Origin of the sequence: Streptomyces sp. NBC_01477 (genome assembly GCF_036227245.1) — a bacterium.
Classification (GTDB): domain Bacteria; phylum Actinomycetota; class Actinomycetes; order Streptomycetales; family Streptomycetaceae; genus Actinacidiphila.
Window position 1 is genome coordinate 5,297,851 of sequence record NZ_CP109445.1, and the last position, 21,105, is coordinate 5,318,955.

Here is a 21,105-nt window from a genome sequence, read left to right on the forward strand (position 1 = left end):
TCACCTTCCTTCGTCGGCGGGCGGGCCCGGCAGGACCTCCACCCGGCAGGAGACGTGCACCGGGCACAGCGCCCGTACGACGTCGCGGACCCGGCCCTCGTCCACCTCCGGATCGCGGTCGGGCCACACCCGCACCACCACCTCGCCGGACGGCTCGGGCGGCAGCTCGGCGCCCGCCGTCCGGGACCACGCCACCGCGCCGTCGCCGGTGACGTCGGCGTTCACCGCGAGCGTGAGCCGCAGCCCCTCGACCAGGCCGCGCCTGGTGCCGCGCCAGCGGTGCAGCTGCACCGCGCGTACCACCGCCTCGCGGCGCAGCTCGGCGGGCCACCGCGGATCGTCCGCGGCGCCGACCCACGAGGCCAGCCAGGCCACGAAGTCGAGCGGCGCCACCCGCGGGTCGAAGTAGGCGGGCAGGTTGTCCAGGGTGGAGAACACCGGGGCGAGCACCGTGTCCAGCCCCGCGGTGAACCGCTGCGCGAAGTCGTCGTCGGCGTACAGCGCGGGCAGCAGCCCGCCGATCGGGTGCCGGCTCGGCAGGCCGGCCACCGCGGCGCGGCTCACGCCCCCGCCCCCGGCTCGACGGCCTGGACGACGACCTGGTGCTGGTGGGAGAACACCAGCGCGTCCGGAGCCACGTCGATACGGTTCACCGACGCGCCGCGCCGCCCGGTGACCGGATCGGCCGGGAAGAGCCGGATGTCCTCCACCAGCGCGGCGCCCGCCGCCTGTTGCAGTACGCCGAACACCTCGCCGTACTGCACCGGCCGCCCGAACGGCCAGCCGCCGCCGTCCGGGCCGCCGTGCAGCGGGTTGAGGTGCCGGAACAGCGCGGCCAGCGCCGCGTCCCGCACCCGGTCGGTGTCGCCGGGCGCCGCCGCGAGCCGGGCGACCACGGTCACGCCCTGGTAGGCCGGCGGCTCCACCACCAGCCGGGTGCCGATCAGCCGCCGCTCGTCCAGGCTCGCCGCGATCGCCCGCAGCACCTGCTCCGAGGGGATCAGCTGCTCGAAGCGGAGCCGGTCGCCCTCGTCGGCCACCGCGTCCGGCACCACGAGCACCCGCACGGCGCCCGCGCCCTGCGCGGCGGGCAGGCAGCGCACCCGGCGCACCGACGGGGCCGCCTGCCGGCTGATGATCTCGTAGTCCTCTGCGGTGACCGCCCGTTCCTGCATCCGCAGGACGTCGGGCGCCCGCAGCTTGGCATTGTCCAGGGTCTCCCCGTCCACCCCGCCGCGCGCCGCCTCCCGGTTGGCGACCCGCGCGATGTACGGCACGGAGCTGCGCAGCACCGAGATCGCCCCCCGGGCCACGTTGCCGGCCGGGCCGCCGCCGGTGCGGTAGTGGAGCACCCGGATCCTGGCGCCCTTCCCGGGCACCGCGCCGCACAGCCGAAGGCTCCCGTCCGGCTCGCGCAGCGCCGGCGGGAAGGAGAACTCGCCCGTGGTGGCGTCCACCCGGACGTGCCGGTCTGCGGGCCCCGAGCGGCCGAAGTGCTCCACCACCTCCCAGCGCTGCCACCCCTCGGCGGAGGAGACCTCCACCACCGGCGGCCCGCCGTCGAGGAGGACCGGCAGGCGGCTGAGCCGGAACGTCTGGCCCGCGACGCCCTCCGACGTGCCGATCGGCACATCGGTGACGGTCTCGGCGTGCTCCACGGACGTGGTGCCGCCGATGGTGAAGACGGTGGCCTCGCGGATCGTGGGGGACTCCGAGTAGAACGGCTGGCCCGGCTCCGCCTCGGTGACCCGGCAGCGCAGCCAGCCCGCCCGGGTCCCGCCGACCACGGACGCCGTGTGCCCCGCGGTGACGTACACGATCACCTCGCCGGGCCGGTTCAGGCCGCCGGTGGTGTCCGTGCCGGTCTCGCACGCGCGCCAGCCGCCGCCGTCCCATGCCTCCCACACCAGGGGCGGCTGGCGCGGGTCCACGCCGACGCCCTCCACCCGGCTGTCCAGGCGTACCGCGACCACGCAGCGCGGCACCGCTGTGGGCAGCCCGAACAGCAGCGCGTCACCGGGCTCGGGAGCGGCCTGGAAGCACGGCACGCTGCGGCCCTCGGACAGCGCACCGGTCATGTCGGTCTGCACACCGCTGCGGGGCGCGGTCACCAGCCGGATCAACCCGCTCGGCAGGATGCGCAGTTCCTCCGTGGTCGCGAACACCACGGGCTCGTCCGTCTCGCCCTCCGCGGTGGTCACCTCGGTGCCGGCCGGCAGCGTCACCGTGTCCGGCTGCGGCGCCGACAGCCAGAAGTCCACCTCGGCCGAACCCGCCGTCGGCGGGAACAGCCGGATGCCCAGCAGGTCGAGGAAGGCGATGTAGTTCTTGTCCGGCAGCCGGTTCAGCCGGTACAGCAACTGGTCCACCAGGTAGGCGAACGTCTCGATCAGGGTGACCCCCGGGTCGGAGACGTTGTGGTCGGTCCACTCCGGGGCGCGCTGCTGCACATAGCGCTTCGCCTCGTCGACGAGCTGCTGGAAGCGCCGGTCGTCCAGGTTGGGGGTGGGCAGTGCCATCAGTCCGCCACCGCTTCCTCGGTCCCCGCCTCGGAGGGGATCGTATAGAAGGGAAAGACCAGGTTGCGCCGGTCGTTGGTGGAGCGCACCGTGTAGCGCACATCGATGTAGAGCGTGCCGTCGTCCACCGCGTCGAAGGCCACCACCACCTCGTCCACGCCGATCCGCGGCTCCCACCGGTCGAGCGCCTCGCGCACCTGCTGGGCGATCCGCCCCGCCGTGGCCCCGTCGCCGGGCGCGAAGACGTACTCGTGGATGCCGCAGCCGAATTCCGGGCGCATCGGGCGCTCGCCGGGCGCGGTGCCGAGCACCAGCCGGATCGCCTCCTCGATCTCCTGCTCCCGCTCGACCATGCCGATCCCGCCGGTCGGCCCGACCCGCAGCGGGAACGCCCAGCCGCGCCCGATGAACTGCTCGCTCACAGCGGGCCCCCGATCAGCACGTTCACGGCGCCCAGGGCCACGGTCCCGGTGCACGCCGTGAGGTCCCGGCTCCGCGCGGCCGGCAGCCCGCCGATCAGTACGAGGCCGGTCGCCAGCGCCGCGGGATTCGGCAGGATCACGTTGGCCGGGCCGAGTTCGACATGCGCGGGGCACACGTGCAGGCTGCCCTCGACCGCGGCGGGCCGCCCGCCGATCAGCACCCGTACGACCGCGGCGGCGGCCGAGGGCGGCGGGGCGGTGATCACCCCTCCGTGACTGGTGGGGTCGCCGATACGGGCGGCAGCGGGCATAACGGGCTCCTGGAAGTAGGTCACGGCCCTCACGGGCCTTGCGTCGAAGGGCGGTTGGCGGAGGGCGGAGGCGGCGGGCGGGCGGCGGCCGGAGGGGCCGGTGGTACGCGACAGGCAACGTCCGCGGGGCCGGAGTCAGTTGATCCGGATGAGATCGGCCTTCAGCACCCCCAGCAGCCCGCCGTTGACGGTGACGTCCGTCTGCCCGGTCACGCTCACCGACCGGCCGCCGACCGTGACCGCCGCGGTGCCGTCGATCTCCACGGTGCGGCCCCGCACCCGGACCGTGCCGGTCCGCGCGTCCAGCGTGATGCCGTCCTTGTCCAGCAGCACCGAGGACAGCGCGCGCCGGCCGCCGGCCGCGTACACCGTCAGCTCGATCGTGTTGTCGCGGTCGTGCAGCAGGACTTCCAGCCGTTCGTCGGCCGTACGCAGCCGTACCCCGGAAGGACCCGGCGCGGGGGCGTCCAGCAGCTCCACCCGGTGGCCAGAACGGGACACCACCGAACGCCGGTTGACCTTCCCGCTGGTCCTGTCCACCAGGGGCACGTCGTGCGGCGAGGGCTTGTCCACCCCGTTGTAGAGGCCGCCGAGGACGTACGGGCAGTCCAGCAGGCCCTGTTCGAAGCCGACCAGCACCTCGTCGTTGACCTCGGGGCTCGCCACGCCCCCGCCGCCCTTGCCGCCCCACTGCACGGTCCGCACCCAGTCCGTCACGTACGTGCCGTCCAGCCAGGGGAATCTGAGCCGGACCCCGCCGCTCTCCGCGCCGCCAGGCTCCCGTACGTCCGTCACCACCCCGATCGCCAGCCCCGGCATGCGCGGGCCGCGGCCGGGCGCGTTCGCGCCGGTCACCAGGCCCGCCAGCGACCGGTCGGGGCTGGCGCTGACCCACACCGTGGTCCGGTAGCCGTTGTGCGGCTCCAGACTGTGCTGGACCGCGGTGGCCGTGTAGCGGCCGGAGAACGCCTTCCCCACGTTGCCCAGCGCGACCGGCCGCCCCGCGCGCAGCCGCGGGTTGCCGTCGGCCACCACCTCCAACTCCGCGAAGCCCGCGCTGACCTGGGCGGCGACGGCGTCCGCCACCGCCGTCGCCTCGGCCTGGGTGCGGTACGGGGTGTCGGTCACCGTCAGCTTCGCCGACGGCCCGAAGCGGGCGCCGGCGCTCGGCGAGAGCCCGGGCAGCACCGTCTCGCTGGTCACCGACGGGTGCCGGGCCACCAGCGGGGTCTTGGTGGTGGCGTCCCACCCCCGCACCTCGACCGAGGCCGCGCCGTCCGCGCCCGACAGCGCGGCCCGCAGCGCCAGCAGATTGCGCCCGTACTCCAGCACCATCGGATTCTGCGTGGCCGAGGTCGAGGGCGCGGGCGCGCCCGACGCCGGCTTCGGCCGGGTGAACTGGAGCACCCCCTGGTCGTCGACCCGCACCTGCGCGCCGCTCTCGGCCGCCAGATACTGCAGGAAGTCCCAGTCGGAGACGTTGGCCTGCGACAACTGCCGGTAGGTGACCGGCGCCGCCTCCACCGTCCCGCAGGCCAGGCCCGCCCCGATGGCGACCTTGCGGACGATCGCGGCGGCCGTCATGTTCCGGTACGCCACCACCCGCCGGCCGCGCTGCAACCGGTGCGCGCGGGAGTACGCCCGCAGCACCGTGAACGAGCCCGTGCCGTCCCGGTCGATCTCCACCGCCGTCACCTCGCCGTTGAACAGCCGCTCGCGCGCCTGCCCCGCGGCCGTCACCACCGACACCCGCAGCGGTGTGCCCAGGGTGATGCCCGTGGACGCCAGGAACTCGTTGTCGGGATCGCGGTAGGTGAGCACCGCCGTGTCCGGCAGGCCCACGTTCTCGTCCACCAGGCAGCTCACCAGCTGCGCCGCCCAGATCTGCGGCAGTTCGCCGGGCGCCTCCACGACGGGATCCGCCGCGAACGGCCGACCGCCGCGTGCCTCCGATGAGCTCACCGCTCCCCCTCGCCGTCCGCGTCCCCCAGCGCCGGCACCATCAGTTCGGTACCGGGGGCCAGGGCCATCGGGTCGTCAATCCCGTTCGCCTCGGCGATCAGCCGCCAGGCCGTCGCGTCGCCGTACTCCCGCCAGGCCAGCAGCGCCAGGCTGTCCCCGGCGACCACGGTGTGCGTGCTGCGGGCGGTGCGGGCGCCGGAGGTGGGGTTCTGGCCCGGCGGGTCGACGCTCGCCTCCTCGATCGACAGCGCGCAGGTCGCCCGCAGCGGACGGCCGTCCACGTCGAAGAGCGTGTACGTCACCGACAGGCTCGACAGCACCCCGTCGAAAGCGGTCGTCCGGGCCGTGCCCCACTCGAACCGCACCCACGGGCTCGCCGGCTTCTTCCGCGCCAGGCTCGCCGGGGTGGGCACGCACGCCTTCATCAGCTTCTCCACCGCCCGCTCGACCGAGTTGTCGTGGGTCGAGGTCGCGTCGAGGAAGACGTCCAGGCTCAGTTCGCGCGGCCCGCTGCCCACGAACTCGGGCAGCGCGGACTGCCCGGCCATCCGCGACGGATTGCGCCGCCACTCGGTGGTCTTGCGCAACTGGAGCGTGGTCGGGTTGAACTGGAGGGTGAGCCGCGCGATCGTGCCACCGGGCTTGGCGCCGACCGCCGAAGGGGGCTCCTTCAGCGTCAGTTGCGCCCGGGCCCGGCTGCTGCGGACCGCAGAGGACATGACCGGGGACTCCTTCCGTACGGATCGTGGCGGGGCTGCCGGGGGTCCTGCGTGCGTCAGGAGGGACGCAGGCCTTCGTGGGCGATCTCCAGCGTCTCGACCGCCGGTTGGGAGGAGGACGGGTCGAAGGACGGCCCCTGCCAGCGCACCGGCACGATGCCGAGCACCTGCCAGCTGATGATCCGGGTCAGGTCCGGTTTCAGCGCGACGATCTCGCCGTCCTTGGGCTCCACCCTGCGCAGCGTCTCGTCGAGCCAGCGCCCGATCTTCGCCGTGTCGGCGGTGACCGGCCGGGTGAGCGTGATGTTCGACCAGCTGACGCGGCCCGGCAGTTGCCAGACGAAGCCGTTGTTGCCGCCCTCGGCGTAGCTCTCCATCTCGACCTCCGCGCCCATGCCCGAGCAGGTGTGGAAGGCGCCCAGGTCGTTGCCGCCGATCGCGAGCCGGAAGAACACGCTCGTCGCGAAGATGTTGTCCGTCATCCGTTGGCCATCCCTTCGGTGTCCTCAGCGGCGTCCGTCGTAGGGGCGGCCGGTACGTTCCCTGCCGCGCCGCAGGTCGGCGCGCAGCAGGCGGGCCATCGGCTCCAGCAACCGCCGCGCCAGGTCCTCCATGTCGATCCCGGCCGCCTGGTCCTGGACCGCGGCCGGCCGGTCCTTCGCCGCCTTGCCCCCGGTGGCCGGTGGCGGCGCGGCGGTGGACGGCTGGCGCGCCGGCGCCGTTCCCACCTGCACCCCGGCCGGTACGGCGGGTCGGCCCCCGGCCATGGGGGCGTCCCGCTGGACGGCGGGTACGCCTCCGGCCGCCTTGCGCTGGACGACCGGTACGGCCGGGCCCGCGGTACGCCCCACTGCCGCGGTGCCCGCGGCGAATTCCGGCTCCGGCGAGGTCACGCGGACGGCGCGGACCACGGGCACGGAAGGCGCGGAGGAGGAGGACGGCACGGACGGCACGGGCGGGCGGGCCTGGAGCGGGGACGCCTGCGGGTCGGACACCGGCAGTGCGCGCGGACGGCCGGCGGCAACGGCTCGCTGGACCGGGGTGTCGGGGCGTACGACGGGGACGGCGCGGGCCGGTGGCGCGGGCGAGTGCCGCGGGCTCGTCGGGGCGGCCGGACCGGCGGGGGTACGCGGGACCCCCGGTGCCGCGGCGGGGGTACGTCGTGTGTCCGGCGCGGGCGCGGGTTCGCGGCTCCATGCGGCGGGCACGACGGGAGGGCGGGCGGCGGAGGCCGCTCCGGCAGCCTCGGGCGCGCGGGTGCGGACGCCGAGCGGGCGCGCGGCGAGCAGGGCGAGGGTGCGGGGCGCGGGCGCCGAGGCCGCGGGTGCCGGGCCGACTCGCCCGGCGGCGGGCGGCTGCCCGTAGGCGCTGGTGTGGGCGCCGGGGATGCGCCGGTCGCCGGTGGCGGGCGCGGCGACGGCCCGCGCGACGACGATCGGGTGTGGCGCCCTGCGGTGGCCGGGGTCCGTTGCGGTCGTCCCGGTGACCCGCGGTGGCGTCCGGGCGCCGGGCTCGGCCGGGGAGCGCAGTACGGGAGCGAACGGCGGCACGGGTCCCGCCGGGCTGGGCCGCGGACCGGTCGGCCTGACGGGTACGGGGACGTGGCCCGGCGAGGTGCCCGTCTCCGCCGATGGAGCGGAAACCCCGCGGGCCGCGGGGGCGTCGGAGCCCGGGGCGTCGCCGGGCGCGCCCGGCGACGGCTTCGCCGCGGCTCGCGGTACGGGAGCGTGCGGCGGTACGGGTCCCGCCGGGGCCGGCTGCGGGCCGGTCCGGCTTACCAGCGCGGGGCCGCGGCTCGGCGAGGTGCCGGCCGGTGGAGCGGAGAACCCGTGAGCCGCGGGGGCGTTGACGACCGGGTCGGCCCCGCTGCCGCCCGCGCCCAGCAGCGGCGCGGTACCGGCCGGGGACCCGGAAGCGGGCGGTGGACCGGCGGGGGTCCTGACAACGGGCCGGGGTCCGGTGGGCGTCCCGGGAGCAGGCGGTGGACCCGCGGTGACAGGCCGCGTATCGGAGGGGGTCCCGGAGGCAGCGGGACCCGTGCGGGTCCCGGAAGCACGTGGCGGGCCTGCCGGGGTCGCGGAGGCGGGCCGCGTACCGGAGGCGGTCCCGGGCGCGGGCGGACCTGCGGGGGAGCGCTGGACGCCCGGCGCCGCCGGACGGGCGCCCGGGCCGGTGCCGCGGGGCGGCTCGGCGGTCGGCGGCATCGCGGGCAGCGGCGCCCCCAGACCACTGCGGGTACGCGCCCCGGACGGGCGGCCCGGCCCGCGGGCAGGTGCGGGGCCGACCGCCGCGGCCGGCCCGGGACCAGGCGCGTCCCCCTGGCGCTGTACGACCGGCAGGCCCGGTCCGCCCGCGTCCCGGGGCGTCGCCGCTGCCTGGCGGTCCGACCGGGACGCGTCGGGCGTCAGCGGCGTCGCGGTGGGGGGGAGTCCGTCCAGGGGCGCGCCCAGGGTCGCCCGGCCGGCAGGGCGCGCAAGGTCCCCGGCGGGTGGCGTCGGCGGTGCGGCTTCCGGCGTCGGCACGGCCGCGGACGGCACCGGGTCGGAGGCCCGCCGGGCGGCGGTCCCGCTCGCGGCGGGCCGCAGCGCCGCGATCCGGCGCACCGCGCCGGGCATCCGCCGGGCGACGGTCAGCGGGGGACCGACCGGCCTGGTCCGTACGGGCGCGGCATCCGCAGCCCGTGGTGCCGTGACCGCGGACCCGCGGCTTGTGCCCGTGTCCCGTGGGCCGTCCGTGCCCTGGGGCCGTGTGGCTCCCGGCCCGCGGCTCGTACCCGTGTCGCGTACGCCCTCCGTACCCCGCGGCCCCGTGACCGCGGACGCGCGGCCCGGGGCCCGGGCGCCCACCGCGAGCGGCAGTACGGCGACCCGCCGTACCGGGGGAAGGGCCGGTTCCGCCGTGCCCGGCCCCAGGGGCGCGGTGGCCGCGGTCCGCTGGAGCGGCGGCGTGGAGGGGCCGGCGGGGGCCGCGCCCGACGGACGTGCCGGGGCGGTACGCGTGGTGCGGTGGGCGCCGCCTTCCGACACCGCCGGGGGACCGCCCTCGGCCGCATCCGGGGCGTCGGGCCGCGGCACCCGCAGCAGCAGCGGGCCGCCCTCGGTGCGGGCGCCGCTCGGCAGGCCGGGACGCGTGACGCCGTGGACCAGGCCGACCGGCGCGGAGGGCAGCAGCGCGTGGCCGAGGCCGGTGCCCAGGGAGGGGTTCTGCCAGGACGCGAGGCCCGAGCGGAAGGCGAGGCCGCCGCTCACGCCGAGTTCGTCGCGGGCCACGGTCAGCGTCAGCCGCGGCGGCGCCGTGCGGCGCCATCCGCCGTCCCAGTCCCCGGGTATCGAGCCGGGTGCCGTAGCCGCCGCGGCCCCGTCCGCAGCAGCGCCCGGCGCGCCGGGCGCGTCCGCCACCGTTCGCGTCCCGCCGTCGCCGGCCGCCCCCTTGGCCCGGCGGCGCAGGCCGTACCGCCATGCCATCTCGTCAACCACCTTCGTTCACACGGGTGTTGATATGGGCGATCTCGGCCACCCACTGCGTACGCTCGGCGTGGGTGAGGTCGAGGATCTCCTCGCGCTGCCAGTGGAAGTGGTAGGCGATGTACGCGATCTCCTCTCGCAGCCGGGGGAGCGCGTACGTCACGATTCCCCCAGGCGCCCACCCGAGAGGTCGACCTCGAAGGCGCCGTCGCAGTGCGGGCAGGTCACCGCGGCTCGGGTGTGGCCCTCGCTGTTGACCCGGCGGTAGAAGTCCTGGAGGAAGGCCACGTCGGTGGCGTACATCCGTTCCACGACGCCCGCGTGCACGTCCGTGACGGTGCCGAGCCGGGTGATGACCTGGCTCAGCAGCACCACGCTCAGATAGGCCGGGTTCTCCTTGACCCGCAGGTCGATCTGCGGGCGCAGCTCGTCGCGGGCGGTCGCCAGCCGCATCGACCCGTGCCGGTGCACCGTGCCCGCCTCGTCCACGTACCCGCGCGGCAGCTCGAAGGCGAACTCCGTGCGCAGGCCCTGGTCTTCGGCTGTCGCGGGGTGGGCGGCCCGGACATGCTGCGGCTCGGGAGGCGGTGCGGGCGCCGTCGCCTCCAGGATCTCCTCCAGGTTGCCCGCGGTCACCGTGCGGCGCCTCATTCGACGACGATCTCCTCGAACACGATCGTGACGGACTCGGTGGCGGCGGCGGACTCACCGGCCTTGAGCGACGGTCCCTCCCACTTGGAGGCCCAGCCCTGCATCAGCTGGATACGCCGGACGGTCTCGCCCTGGGAGTCCTTGATCTCGATGGTCAGGTTCTGCCGGGCGGTGTCGACGGCGCCCTTGTTGAGGGTCTCCTTGATCCACGTGGTGAACTCGCTGCTCTGGTCGAGTCCGCGGGTGATCGTCACCTCGCCGGCCTGCCGGGCGCCGGGCTGCTTGCGGATGATCTGCTTGCCCTCGGCGGTCACCTGCCGGACCTCGACGACCTCCTCCTCGACGGTCAGCCCGCTGATCTCCTGGATCGACTCCACGAGATAGCCGCCGAGCTGCACGCCGAAGACGTGGGTGGAAAGAGCGTCGCCCTCTGCCATGGCTGTCTGTCACCTTTCCTTGCGGGACCCGCGGGTCACTCGTCGATGAGGCTGGTGCTGTCGGAGAACTGGGCGAGCCGGAAGACCACGAACTCGGCCGGCTTCACGGGCGAGACCCCGATCTCACAGACCACGCGGCCCTGGTCGATGGACTCCTGCGGGTTGTTGCCGCGGTCGCACTTCACGTAGAAGGCCTCCTCGGCGGTGCGGCCGAAGAGCGCGCCCCGGCGCCATTCCTCGGTGAGGAAGGCGGTGACATTGCGGCGGATGCTGGACCACAGCCGGTCGTCGTTCGGCTCGAAGACCACCCACTGGGTGCCCAGCAGGATGGATTCCTCCAGGTAGTTGAACAGCCGCCGTACGTTCAGGTACCGCCAGGCCGGGTCGGAGGAGAGGGTGCGGGCGCCCCACACGCGGACACCGCGTCCGGGGAAGGCGCGGACGCAGTTCACGCCGATCGGGTTGAGCAGGTCCTGCTCGCCCTTGCTGAGCCGCAGCTCCAGGTCCACCGCGCCCCGGACCACCTCGTTGGCCGGCGCCTTGTGCACACCGCGCTCGGCGTCGCTGCGCGCCCACACGCCGGCGATGTGGCCGCTCGGCGGCACGGTGGTGTTGCGGCCGGCCGCCGGGTCGAAGACCCGCACCCACGGGTAGTAGAGGGTGGCGTACCGGGAGTCGTAGCCCGCCTCGTCCATCCGCCAGGTCCGCGCCTGCTGCGCGGTGAATCCCGGCGGGGTGTCCAGCACCGCCACCCGGTCGCCCATCTGCTCGCAGTGCGAGATCACCGCGAGCTGGACGGTGCGTACGCCCTCGGCGTCGATGTCGCCGCGCTGGTAGGCGCTCATCAGGTCGGGGACCGCGACCATGGTGACCTCGTCGATGGCCTCCAGCCCGGAGAAACCCGTACGGGCGGACGCGTCGCCGACGTATTCGGCCGGGTCGAGCCCGGAACTCCCGTCGGCGCCGGACGCGGCGGGCGAGGCGGCCGGGTCCGGCAGGGCCACCGTCTGGCTGGCGGGCCGGGTCTGGCCGGCGTCGCGCTGCTCGGTGACCTCGATCAGCTTGGAGGTCCTGACCTGGCCGATCACATAGCCCTTGACGTTCTTGCGGGTGGAGACGTCGAAGGTCTCCGCCACCTGGTCGCCGCGGCGGACCAGCAGCTTGAAGCGGTCCTCCGGCGGGTGCTCGCCGTCCGGGTCGGCGATCTCCACCGACAGTCCCGACGTGCCGGGCCGGGCCGCGAACAGGAAACCGCCGAGCGCCACCGGCTCGCCCGCCGTGACCTCCCGGGTCTCCCCGCCGCCGGCCGCCGGGGCGGAGGAGTCGTCGGCGGACCCGCCGATCCGCACCACGTAGGCCGCGCCGCCGCCGTTGGAGAAATACCCGTACACGGCGTGCGCGAGATAGGTGCCCTCGGTGAAACCGCCGAACCGCTGGACGTACTGGTCCCAGTTGGTCACCAGGGTCGGTTCGTGGAACGGGCCGCTGCGGGCGAACCCGACGAACGCGGCCACGGCGGTGCCGACCCCCTCGATCGGGCGGGCACCGGACTGCACCTCCTCCACGTACACACCCGGGGTGAGGTACGTCGGCATGCTCGCTCCTTCACGTTCCATCGGATCGCCTGCGTCGATGCCGAGTCTCCGAGTCCGGTCCGGCGCGGCGACAGGGGCGGGCGGGCCTGACCGGGGGCAGCCCGGCTGCCTGTCCGGACGCCGGCGCGGACCCCGCGGGTGCCCCGGAGGGCGGCCGACAGTGCCCGCGCGGACCTGGACCGGCCGGTCAGACCGGCATGTCCCGCAGCCACGGCCCGAACTCGTGCTCCAGGACCAGCCGTCCGAGCTTGCGGTACTCCTGCGCCACCGCCGCCACCAACTGCCCCATGGCCAGCGGCTTCCCGGTCTCCGCCGCGCCGTAGGCCGCGGTCACCGCGCAGGCCCGGATCGAGCCGCCGGCCAGTTCGAAGCGCTCCGCGCAGAAGCCGAGGTCCAGGTCGCCGGCCCGGGGCAGCCGGTCGCCCAGGCACCGCTCCCACAGGGCGAGGCGTTGGCCCGCGTCGGGCACGGGGAAGTCGGCGACCACGTCCAGCCGGCGGGTGAAGGCCTCGTCCAGGTTCGCCCGCAGGTTGGTGGTCAGCACGGCGATCCCGTCGAACGACTCCATGCGCTGGAGCAGGTACGCCGACTCGACGTTGGCGTGCCGGTCGTGCGCGTCCCTGACCTCGGAGCGCTTGGCGAAGATCGCGTCCGCCTCGTCGAAGAGCAGCACCGCGTTGACCGCCGACGCCTCGGTGAAGATCCGCTCCAGGTTCTTCTCCGTCTCGCCGACGTATTTGTCGACGACCGTGGACAGGTCGACCACGTACAGGTCCATGCCGAGGTCCGCCGCGACCACCTCGGCCGACATGGTCTTGCCGGTGCCCGAGCCGCCCGCGAACAGCGCGATCACCCCGCGCCCGCGGCCCCCGCCCGGCCGCATCCGCCACTGCCCGAGCACCTGGTCGCGGTGCCGCGCGCGGACGGCGAGTTCCCGCAGCCGCCGGTGGGTCTGCTCGGGCAGCACCAGGTCGTCCCAGCCGACGTCGGGCACCACCCGGCGGGCCAGCCGGGCGAGCCCCGCGCCGTTCTGCGCCCGTACGGCGGACCGCAGGTCGTCCGGGGAGAGTGGGCGGTCCGCCATCGCGGCGGCGCGTACGGCGGCCCCGACGGCGCGGCGCAGTTGCGCCCCGTCGAGCCGGTGCGCGGCGACCGCCAGGGCGAGCCCGTCGGCGTCCCCGGCCGCGGGGCCGCCCGCGCCGGCCAGGTCCAGGGCGTGCCGCCAGCGCGCGGCCTGCCCGGCCGGCGAGGGCGGGTCCACCGCGATGACGACCGGGGTCTGCGCGGCCCACAGCGGATCCCAGCCGTCCGTGCCGTGGGTGAACAGCGGGGTGCCCCGCAGCGCGGCGCAGAATTCCCTGACCCGGCTGGCCCGTTCGCCCGGCTCCGGGGGCAGCGCCTCCAGCGGGCCGAGGACGACGCCCGACCCGGTGAGCCGGGCCTCCAGGGCGGCCACTCGGGCGAGTACGGGTACGTCGCCGGAGTGCCGGGCCAGGGCCGCCGCGTCGAGGACCAGCGGCCGCAGCCCGGCCGCCTTCAGGGCCGCTGCCGCGAGTCCCGGCGCGTCGCCGCCCCGGTCGAGCAGGTGCACCAGGCCGGTGCCCGAACGGGCAGCCGCGGCTGCCCTGCGGACCTCCTCGGCCTCGGCCGCCGGGTCGTCCCCCGGCTCGCCGAGCACCCCGGCGAGGCGGGCGTCCGGCTCGCCGGCGCCCAGCAGGTGCGCGGTGACCCGGTCGGGCACCGCCAGCGTCCGGGACAGCACGGGGCGGTCCGGCCCGGTGACCTCCAGCAGCCCGCCCGCCACCAGGGGCGCCGTCGCGGAGAGCCGGAACCGGGCGGCCGACGCCGACGCCAGCCCGCACAGCTCCAGGGCCAGCCCGACCGTCGGCCGGCGCCGCGTCAGGTCGTCGTTGAGGTAGCCGTACAGGCGCTCGAACCGGGCGTCCAGGTCCGGGGCCATCGCGACCAGCAGCAGATCCGTGTCCAGCGGCGACAGCCCGAATTCCGCGGCGAGCGCGCCCAGCCGGGACCCGGGCGGCAGCGGTGGCGGCTCGTCCCCCGGCAGGTGGAGCCCGCCCGGCGCGTCCAGGATCCGCCGCACCGCCTCGGGGGAGAGGTACTGGCCCCGGTAGGGGTCGTCGGGGTCGGGATCGGCGGCGCGGCGGGCCGCGACGGCGTACCGTACCCGCTCCTCGACCCGCCGCAGCCGTGACCAGAGGGGGTCCGCCCCGGCACCGGCGGCCGGATCGACCCCGGCACCGGCGGCGGGGTCCACTCCGGTACCGGCGGCCGGATCGATCGGGCCCGGGTCCGGCGCGCGGGGTCCTGCGGTGCGGAGGGCGAAGGTGTCCGCGGCGTCGGTATCGGCGTCGGCGGTGCCGGTCACGGCTGGCGGCCTCCCCTGCGGCGGCGGGCCGGGGCGGGGTGCCGCTCGCGCGGCCCGGCGAATCCCTCAGGCCCCGGGTCGTCCACCTCCTTGTACCGCAGCCGGCGGCCCGGCACCGGATCCGCGCCCTCCTGCCGCGCCGCCGAGCGCACCACGAGCCCCTCGGTCACCGGCGGCGCGGCGGCCCGGCTCACCCCGGCGAGCGGGGCGCGCACCCGTACGCTGAGCGACGCCTTCAGCTCACCGCCGAGCGCCGACCACACGTCGGCGGCGGCCGGCGCGTCCAGCTGCGCGCCGCCGGTGTCCAGGTCCACCGTCATGCCCAGCTCCGCGAGGGAGCCGGTGAGCAGCCGCTGCGGCAGCGCGTCGACGGCCACCAGGGTGGCCAGCACCTGGGAGAGCAGCCGGTGTTCGTCCTGCGGGCGGCTCGCCCACGCGGTGACCAGGAAGGTCAGCTCGAACCAGCGGGGCGGGGCGCGTCGCGCGACCACGTGGCCGTCCTCGTCGTGGACCTCTCCCGCGCCGCTGCCGCGCCGGGCGGCGTCCTCCCGGATGTCGTAGAGGAACACGCAGACCGTGGGGGCGTTGCGGCGGGCCGCCCAGTCGCGGGTGGGCGCGTCGAAGACGATCTCGACGCCGGACGCTTCGAGTCCGGACTCGGCGAGCAGGCCGCGCAGGGCCTCGTCGGCCTCGTGGATCACCGGCGGGTCACCTCGTCGGGCGGCTGCACACTGCCGTTCACCACCAGGAAGCCGGTCTTGACCGGGGAGAACCCGGGACCGCGCGCGGTGATGGTGCGCGGCCCGGTCTGGTCCTTGGCGAGGATGAGCAGCTGGCCGATGAAGGTGCCGTCAGGACCCGGCACGGTGGGCGCGGCGGCAGCGGTGATCCCCGGGTTCCAGCTGAACCGCACCGGGACGCCCGGCGGGAAGTCCTTGCCGCGTACCGAGGTCACGAAGCCGGGCTTGCCGATGCCGGGTACGGCGACGATCCGCGGCTGGAGGATCCGCAGCGTCGTGCGCGCCCGGTTGTCGCCCAGGTCGGCGTCCGTCCCGGTGGTGGTCAGGACGCCGGTGATCCGCGCGGTCAGCGCGTGGTCGGGGGCGAGCACCACCTGCACGACGCTGTCGGCGCCCGGTGCCAGGTCGGGCAGCGCGCACACCCACGAGGCGTCGCAGCCCGCCGGCGGTCCGCCCTTCGGGATCCCGGCCGGCAGTCCGAGGCGCAGCCGCAGCCCGGTCGCCAGCGCGTTGCGGCCGTTGCGCACGGTGTACGTCACCACGACCTGGCCGCCGACGTAGCCCGGGTTCGGCTGGGCGGTGACCCGGACCCCGGGGCCTGCCTTCTGCGCCGGAGGCGGCGGCTGGGTCGGGGGCGGCTGGGTCGGGGGTGAGGTCGGCGGCGGGGAGGTGGGCGGGGCGGCGTCGGTCACCGGCACCACCGTGCGGGCGGTGTTGTCGTCCGGCTGCGGGTCCAGCACACCGCCGGCCACGGACCACTGCACCGGCTGGTCGCCGGCGGTGCGCCCGGTCAGCGTCACGGTCACCGGCACCGTGGTGCCGGGCGGCACCACTCCCACGTCGCACTGGAGGGACGCGGCGTCGCAACTGCCGCCGGGGAAGGCGATCCCGGTGATCGTCACTCCGGGCGGCGGCACGACCGTGAGCGTGGTGCCGGGCGACGCGTCCGGGCCCTTGTTGACGACGTCGACGGCGATGGTGGTGGCCGTGCCGACGGTCACCGGGGGCACGGTGCCCGGGGCGCTCACCGACAGGTCCACCGACGGCTGGACGGTGGGCTCCTTCTGCCGCCCCGGCAGTTCGGCGGCCAGCGGTGTCAGGGCCCCGGTGGCGACGTCCACCAGGCTGAGCTTCTCGGGGGAGTTGACGGGCAGGCCGCTGCGGGAGCTGATGACCAGCCCGGTGCCGTTGCCCGTCCAGGCCGCGTCGCGCGGCTGGTGCGGTCCGTCCGCCGAGGTGTCGGGCAGCTCCTGGTGGCAGGCGTCGACGGCACCCCGGGCCGCGGCGGGCAGGACGACCTCGCAGTCGTCGCCGGACACCGAGGTCAGCAGTACGCCGTTGCGCTCGTCGACCACCCCGCCGCCGTTCTTCCGGTTGAAGGCGATGGAGCGCCCGTCGGGGGAGAAGGACGGGCTGTCGTCGATGACCGCGCAATCGCCCGGGCAGATCCGCGCGCTGAGGTCGCGCTCCTGGCCGAGGTTTTTCAGCGGCACGGTCCAGATGTGCTTGCTGCCGCCGGCCCCGTCGATCACCTCGTCGCGGGTGAAGGCCAGCGTCGTGCTGTCCGCGGACCAGGCGGGCTGGGCGTCGCCGCCCGGCTGCCCGTCCGGCGGGACCGTGAACACGATCGCGCCGCTGGTGGCGTCGGCGACCAGGACGCGGCCGGGTCCCGACGCCGTGCCGACGCCGCCCGGCGAGGTCCGGGTGAAGGCGAGGTAGCGGCCGTCCGGGGAGACGACGGGGTCGGTGTCCCAGTCGTCCGCGCCCCGCCCGGCCAGCGGCATCGCCTGCTGGTTCGAGCCGTCGGCGTCGACGGTCCAGATCCGCTCGATCCGCTTCCCGTCGGCGCCGTCCTCGAACCGGGTGACCACGATGTGCCGGCCGTCCGGCGTGTAGTTCTGCCGCTCGGTCCACGGGTCGTATCCGGCCGCCGGCTGGAAGAGCGGGTCCTTCGCCGGGTCGGTGTTCGTGTCGGCCGCCGGGTCCTCGTTCAGCAGGGTCAGCCCGAGGTCGCGCGGGTCGGCGCCGTCCGAGCGGACGTCCTGGAGGGTCACCACGTGCGGCCCGGCCGCGGTGGTGCGGTCCACCACCGGGTAGCCGCCGTCCAGCGGGCCGACCCAGGTCGCCGAGCCGACGTCCCGGTCCTCGCTGAGCACCAGCTGCGGGGTGTCGGCGGAGTACGCCGGCGCCTGGAAGACGTGGTCCCAGTCGCCCTGGCAGCCGCAGGTGCGGTCGGGGGTGAGGAACAGCACGCCGTCCCCGTCGGGCAGCCAGGCTGCCCCGTGGGTCCGCCACTGTGCCTGCTCGCCCGCGAGCAGCGGCTGGTCCCCGGCCGCCCCGCCGGTCACCCGCAGTCGCGGTCCCGTGTCCGCGTCGGCGGTGAAGGTGTACGCGACGAGGTCCCGGTGGGCCGCGTCGTCCACCGGATTCCACACCGGCTCCGTCGCCGTACCGCCGTTCGCGCCGGTGATCCGGGTCGCGCCTCCGCCGGCCAGCGGCCGTACGTAGATCTGCGGCCCGAGCGCGGGGTCGTCGGTGCCGGAGTACGCCAGCAGCGTCCCGTCCGGCGACACGGTCGGGCTCTGCTCGTCGGCGGGCGTGTCGGTCAGCCGGGTCAGGCCGGTGCCGTCGGTGCGCACCAGCCACAGGTCGCGCTGCGTCCCGCCGTCCGGGCCGCCCGGCTCCGCCGAGTCGAACACCACGGACGTGCCGTCCGGGGTCAGCCGCGGATGGGCCGCGTTCCGGCCGCTGGTCAGCTTGCGCACCGACCCGTCGGCGGCCCGCAGGTAGATCTGCGGACACGTCTCGTCGCGCAGGCTCGCGAACACCAGCGTGTCCCCGAGGGCGGCGGGCTGTACGTCGAAGTGCGCCGGGCCCGCCCCGAACAGCGGGTCGCTGGACGTGGTGGTGGACACCCGGCCCAGGCTGCGGTGATCGGTGCCGGCGTAGGCGATCCGGGTCGCGGAGGTGTCCGCCGGCGGGACGGCCGAGGTCCCGTCCGACGCGGGCCGGCCCCCGGAGCCGCCGGCCGCCGCCGTGACCGCGAGCAGCGGTACCAGCAGGAGCAGCGAGATGCCGAATCCGCCCAGTCGGCGCCGCCCGCCGGGGCCAGCCGAGCCGTCCACGTCCACCTCGCAGTCGCCGGACACCTTGATGTGCCCCGTCACTGTGCGGCACCCGCGCGGGTGCGCGGCAGGGCGGCCGGTCCGTGCCCGGGGGAAGCACCGGCTGTGCTTTCGGGCAGCGCCCGGGGACGGCCGTACGCCCGGCGGCCCGGCCGGACCCGGCCGGTACGCGCGGGGGTCCGGGCCCGGACCCGGCGGTCAGATCAGGCCGTTGCGCAGCGCGTACCCCACCGCGTGGGCCCGGTTGCGCAGGTGGAGCCGGGTGGTGATCTCGTGCAGCACGTTCTTGACCGTCCGTTCCGAGTACGAGGTCATCTGCGCGATCTCCGCGGTGTCGAGCCCCTCCGACACCAGGCGGAGCATGTCGGCCTCGCGCGTGGACAGCGCGGACAGGGACAGGCCGCGCGGATCTATCGCCGACCGCTGGAAGTTGCCGACCTGGGTCAGCAGGGTGCCGAGCAGGTCGCCGGGCAGCACGCCCTCGTTGTTGGCCATCGCGAGCACCAGGTGCAGCAGCCGGTCCTGGTTGGCCTCCGCGCGCCGCAGCACCGCGGTGACACCGCACTCGACCACCCGCTGGAGCGCTGTGGAGTCGAAGGTGCCGACCACCAGGCCGGTCCGGGTGGAGGTGTTGCGCCGCATGCGTTGCAGCAGGGCGATCACGGCGTCGTCCACGGCGTCGACGACCACCAGCGAGGTCCACGCCCGGTCCGCGTCGGCTTCGGTGAGCAGTTCGACCTCGGGGCGCTGGCGCAGCTGGTGCACGACGCCGATGTGCAGGACCTGGTCCTGGGCGTGGACGGCCACGCTCACGCGCGGCGGCCGGCCGTCGGGGGTGGCGACGGACTCGTGGGGCGTAGGGACGAGCAGGTTGTCTTTGGCGGAGCAGGGCATATCGATGCGTTCCACTTCGTGACGGTGGTCGGGCGGGAGCGGTGAGGGCGGGAGAGGTGAGGGCGGGAGCGGTGCGGGGGAACGGTGAGGGCGGGAGCGGGGTCTACGGGAACGGCGCTGGTGTGGGAGCGGGAGCGGCGAGGGCGGGGGAGCGGGGCGGCGGAGGGCGGTCCGGCGGGGCGCGTACGGCGCGGACGCGCCTCAACCGGCACGCCGTACGAGGCGGCCGCCCTTGACCGCCCGGGGCACGCCGACTGCCCCGGTGTTGCCCTCGTACCTCTCCTCGCGTCCCGGCGGCGGTCCTACCGTCGTGGCGTGACGCCACCCACAGCCTCTTCCGGTGCCGGAGCGCCCGGCCTCGACATCCCGGCGGTGACGGTGATGCCGGGCAGCACCGCCTCGACCGTTCTGACCGTCCGCAACGACAGCGACATCGTTGAGGCGTACACCCTGGAGGTCGTCGGCGACTGCGCGGCCTGGTCCGTCGTGGAACCCGAGCGGGTCTCCCTCTACCCGGGCACCTCCGAGACGGTGACCATCCGCCTGAACCCGCCGCGCTCGCCCGGGATCCGGGCCGGTGACGTACCCCTGGGCGTACGGGTGCTGCCCGCGGAACACCCCGAGTCCGTCACGGTGCCCGAGACCACCGTGCACATCGAGGAGTTCCACGAACTGCGCGCGCAAGTGCTGCCGCGCCGCCGGCGCGGCTGGCTGCGGGGCCGCTACCGGGTGGCCGTGCAGAACGCGGGCAACTGCCCGGCCCAGGTGTCCTTCACGCCCGAACAGGCGGGGGAGGAGCTGCGGTTCGCCTTCGCGCCCGCTCAACTGAGCCTGGAGCCTGGTGAGTCGGCGCAGACCCGGCTGCGGGTACGCGCGACCGGCCGGCCGGTCTGGTTCGGCAGGCAGGTGGTCTGGCCGTTCACCGTGAACGTCAGCGACGCCGCGGTGGCGCAGGACGCCGACCGGGCCGCGGCCGTCCCCGCGCCGGTGCTGGACGCGCAGTTCGTCCAGATCCCGGTCTTCCCGAAGTGGCTGCTCGCCCTGCTCGCGCTCCTGATCGCCCTGGTGGTGGCCTGGTTCGCCCTCGTACGCCCCGCCGTGCGCAGCACCGCCAAGCAGGCCGCCGACGCGGTGGCGCACCAGAGCCCGGCCTCCCCCGGCGCCAAGAACGGGCAGTCGCCGGCCACCGGTTCCGGCAGCAGCGGTCCGCAGGCCGGCGGCCAGGGCGGCAGCGCGCAGCCGGGCACGGGAACGCAGTCCGGCGGAAGCACCGGCGGTACGGCCGGCGGCGGCCAGCAGGGCTCGGCCACCATCGACGTGCAGCCGCCCGGCGGGCAGAGCAGGACCGGCTCCTACAAGGTGCCCCAGGGCAAGGTCTTCGGCGTCACGGACATTGTCGTCGCCAACTTCCAGGGCGACGAGGGGGTGATGACCATCACCTTCGGCGACCGGACGATCACCACCATCGCGCTGGAGACCTTCCGCAACCAGGACTACCACTGGGTCACCCCCATCGAGATCCCCGAGAACGCGACCGTCACGGCGAACGTGACCTGCGCGAAGCCGGGCACACCGGCAACCGGCCGTCAGGCACGGCAGTGTCACGAGATCCTGAACGTGAGCGGTGTGCTCATCACCACGCGGCAGTGACGCGCACCTCGTTGGGTCATCGTTCACCTGGTGGGGCGTAAGAGGAAGGGGAATTCGCCGCTTCGTCCGAAAATCGACAGAGTGGTCCGCTGCGGAATCATGACGTCGCCGGGGTCCGGCGTGCCCGAACGTGGTGCCCGGTGCGGCTTTCCGCGCAAGGTCGTGCAGCGCGTCGGCACAAGCGGATCGGTCAGTTTTCGAATGGTTTGAGCCGCCGCCGCCCCTTACGT

Annotated in this window: 17 protein-coding genes; 1 reads left to right on the plus strand and 16 read right to left on the minus strand. The window is 75.5% G+C overall.

Annotated features, from left to right (window positions below):
* The 16 genes from OHA86_RS22555 to OHA86_RS22630 all read right to left on the minus strand — a co-directional run bounded on the left by OHA86_RS22555 (position 1) and on the right by OHA86_RS22630 (position 19,225).
* Positions 1-564, minus strand: a complete 564-nt coding sequence (locus OHA86_RS22555) for a phage tail protein (RefSeq protein ID WP_329177962.1) — start codon at positions 562-564, stop codon at positions 1-3.
* Positions 561-2,519, minus strand: coding sequence for a putative baseplate assembly protein (locus OHA86_RS22560; RefSeq protein WP_329177964.1), 1,959 nt, complete (start codon positions 2,517-2,519; stop codon positions 561-563). The genes OHA86_RS22555 and OHA86_RS22560 overlap by 4 nt, the downstream gene beginning before the upstream one ends.
* Positions 2,519-2,941: a GPW/gp25 family protein gene (locus tag OHA86_RS22565; RefSeq protein ID WP_329177965.1), complete on the minus strand. Its 423-nt coding sequence runs from the start codon at positions 2,939-2,941 to the stop codon at positions 2,519-2,521. The genes OHA86_RS22560 and OHA86_RS22565 overlap by 1 nt, the downstream gene beginning before the upstream one ends.
* Entirely contained in the window at positions 2,938-3,252 is a 315-nt protein-coding gene (locus OHA86_RS22570; protein ID WP_329177967.1) for a PAAR domain-containing protein, read from the minus strand. The genes OHA86_RS22565 and OHA86_RS22570 overlap by 4 nt, the downstream gene beginning before the upstream one ends.
* Before the next feature lie 135 nt (positions 3,253-3,387).
* Positions 3,388-5,214, minus strand: a complete 1,827-nt coding sequence (locus OHA86_RS22575) for a VgrG-related protein (protein ID WP_329177969.1) — start codon at positions 5,212-5,214, stop codon at positions 3,388-3,390.
* Complete coding sequence (locus OHA86_RS22580) at positions 5,211-5,933, minus strand: CIS tube protein (protein ID WP_329177971.1); 723 nt, start codon at positions 5,931-5,933, stop codon at positions 5,211-5,213. The genes OHA86_RS22575 and OHA86_RS22580 overlap by 4 nt, the downstream gene beginning before the upstream one ends.
* A 56-nt stretch (positions 5,934-5,989) precedes the next feature.
* Positions 5,990-6,415 (minus strand): phage tail protein, encoded by a 426-nt coding sequence (locus tag OHA86_RS22585; RefSeq protein WP_329177973.1) that lies wholly within the window; start codon positions 6,413-6,415, stop codon positions 5,990-5,992.
* A gap of 24 nt (positions 6,416-6,439) precedes the next feature.
* On the minus strand, positions 6,440-9,397 hold the full coding sequence (locus OHA86_RS22590) for a hypothetical protein (RefSeq protein ID WP_329177974.1): 2,958 nt from the start codon (positions 9,395-9,397) through the stop codon (positions 6,440-6,442).
* Positions 9,398-9,401: 4 nt separating this feature from the next.
* Positions 9,402-9,560: a DUF6760 family protein gene (locus OHA86_RS22595; RefSeq protein ID WP_329177977.1), complete on the minus strand. Its 159-nt coding sequence runs from the start codon at positions 9,558-9,560 to the stop codon at positions 9,402-9,404.
* Positions 9,557-10,048: a hypothetical protein gene (locus OHA86_RS22600; RefSeq protein ID WP_329177979.1), complete on the minus strand. Its 492-nt coding sequence runs from the start codon at positions 10,046-10,048 to the stop codon at positions 9,557-9,559. The genes OHA86_RS22595 and OHA86_RS22600 overlap by 4 nt, the downstream gene beginning before the upstream one ends.
* Entirely contained in the window at positions 10,045-10,485 is a 441-nt protein-coding gene (locus OHA86_RS22605) for a phage tail protein (protein WP_329177981.1), read from the minus strand. Before OHA86_RS22605 ends, OHA86_RS22600 begins: the two co-directional genes overlap by 4 nt.
* Before the next feature lie 35 nt (positions 10,486-10,520).
* Positions 10,521-12,080 (minus strand): phage tail sheath family protein, encoded by a 1,560-nt coding sequence (locus OHA86_RS22610; protein ID WP_329177983.1) that lies wholly within the window; start codon positions 12,078-12,080, stop codon positions 10,521-10,523.
* 187 nt (positions 12,081-12,267) lie between these two features.
* On the minus strand, positions 12,268-14,355 hold the full coding sequence (locus OHA86_RS22615; RefSeq protein ID WP_329182506.1) for an ATP-binding protein: 2,088 nt from the start codon (positions 14,353-14,355) through the stop codon (positions 12,268-12,270).
* A 107-nt stretch (positions 14,356-14,462) separates the two neighbouring features.
* Positions 14,463-15,167, minus strand: coding sequence for a DUF4255 domain-containing protein (locus OHA86_RS22620; protein ID WP_329177984.1), 705 nt, complete (start codon positions 15,165-15,167; stop codon positions 14,463-14,465).
* Positions 15,164-18,331: a hypothetical protein gene (locus OHA86_RS22625; protein ID WP_443072004.1), complete on the minus strand. Its 3,168-nt coding sequence runs from the start codon at positions 18,329-18,331 to the stop codon at positions 15,164-15,166. Before OHA86_RS22625 ends, OHA86_RS22620 begins: the two co-directional genes overlap by 4 nt.
* Before the next feature lie 198 nt (positions 18,332-18,529).
* Positions 18,530-19,225, minus strand: a complete 696-nt coding sequence (locus tag OHA86_RS22630) for a response regulator transcription factor (protein ID WP_443072005.1) — start codon at positions 19,223-19,225, stop codon at positions 18,530-18,532.
* Positions 19,226-19,606: 381 nt separating this feature from the next.
* Between OHA86_RS22630 and OHA86_RS22635 the strand changes: the two genes are divergently transcribed.
* On the plus strand, positions 19,607-20,875 hold the full coding sequence (locus tag OHA86_RS22635) for a COG1470 family protein (protein ID WP_329182508.1): 1,269 nt from the start codon (positions 19,607-19,609) through the stop codon (positions 20,873-20,875).
* Positions 20,876-21,105 lie beyond the last annotated feature (230 nt).

Excerpts from the sequence above, each read along its gene's own strand:
- OHA86_RS22560 (WP_329177964.1), bottom strand. The coding sequence starts at position 2,519 with ATGGCACTGCCCACCCCCAACCTGGACGACCGGCGCTTCCAGCAGCTC.
- OHA86_RS22570 (WP_329177967.1), bottom strand. The coding sequence starts at position 3,252 with ATGCCCGCTGCCGCCCGTATCGGCGACCCCACCAGTCACGGAGGGGTG.
- OHA86_RS22580 (WP_329177971.1), bottom strand. The coding sequence starts at position 5,933 with ATGTCCTCTGCGGTCCGCAGCAGCCGGGCCCGGGCGCAACTGACGCTG.
- OHA86_RS22585 (WP_329177973.1), bottom strand. The coding sequence starts at position 6,415 with ATGACGGACAACATCTTCGCGACGAGCGTGTTCTTCCGGCTCGCGATC.
- OHA86_RS22590 (WP_329177974.1), bottom strand. The coding sequence starts at position 9,397 with ATGGCATGGCGGTACGGCCTGCGCCGCCGGGCCAAGGGGGCGGCCGGC.
- OHA86_RS22600 (WP_329177979.1), bottom strand. The coding sequence starts at position 10,048 with ATGAGGCGCCGCACGGTGACCGCGGGCAACCTGGAGGAGATCCTGGAG.
- OHA86_RS22605 (WP_329177981.1), bottom strand. The coding sequence starts at position 10,485 with ATGGCAGAGGGCGACGCTCTTTCCACCCACGTCTTCGGCGTGCAGCTC.
- OHA86_RS22610 (WP_329177983.1), bottom strand. The coding sequence starts at position 12,080 with ATGCCGACGTACCTCACCCCGGGTGTGTACGTGGAGGAGGTGCAGTCC.
- OHA86_RS22630 (WP_443072005.1), bottom strand. The coding sequence starts at position 19,225 with ATGCCCTGCTCCGCCAAAGACAACCTGCTCGTCCCTACGCCCCACGAG.
- OHA86_RS22635 (WP_329182508.1), top strand. The coding sequence starts at position 19,607 with ATGCCGGGCAGCACCGCCTCGACCGTTCTGACCGTCCGCAACGACAGC.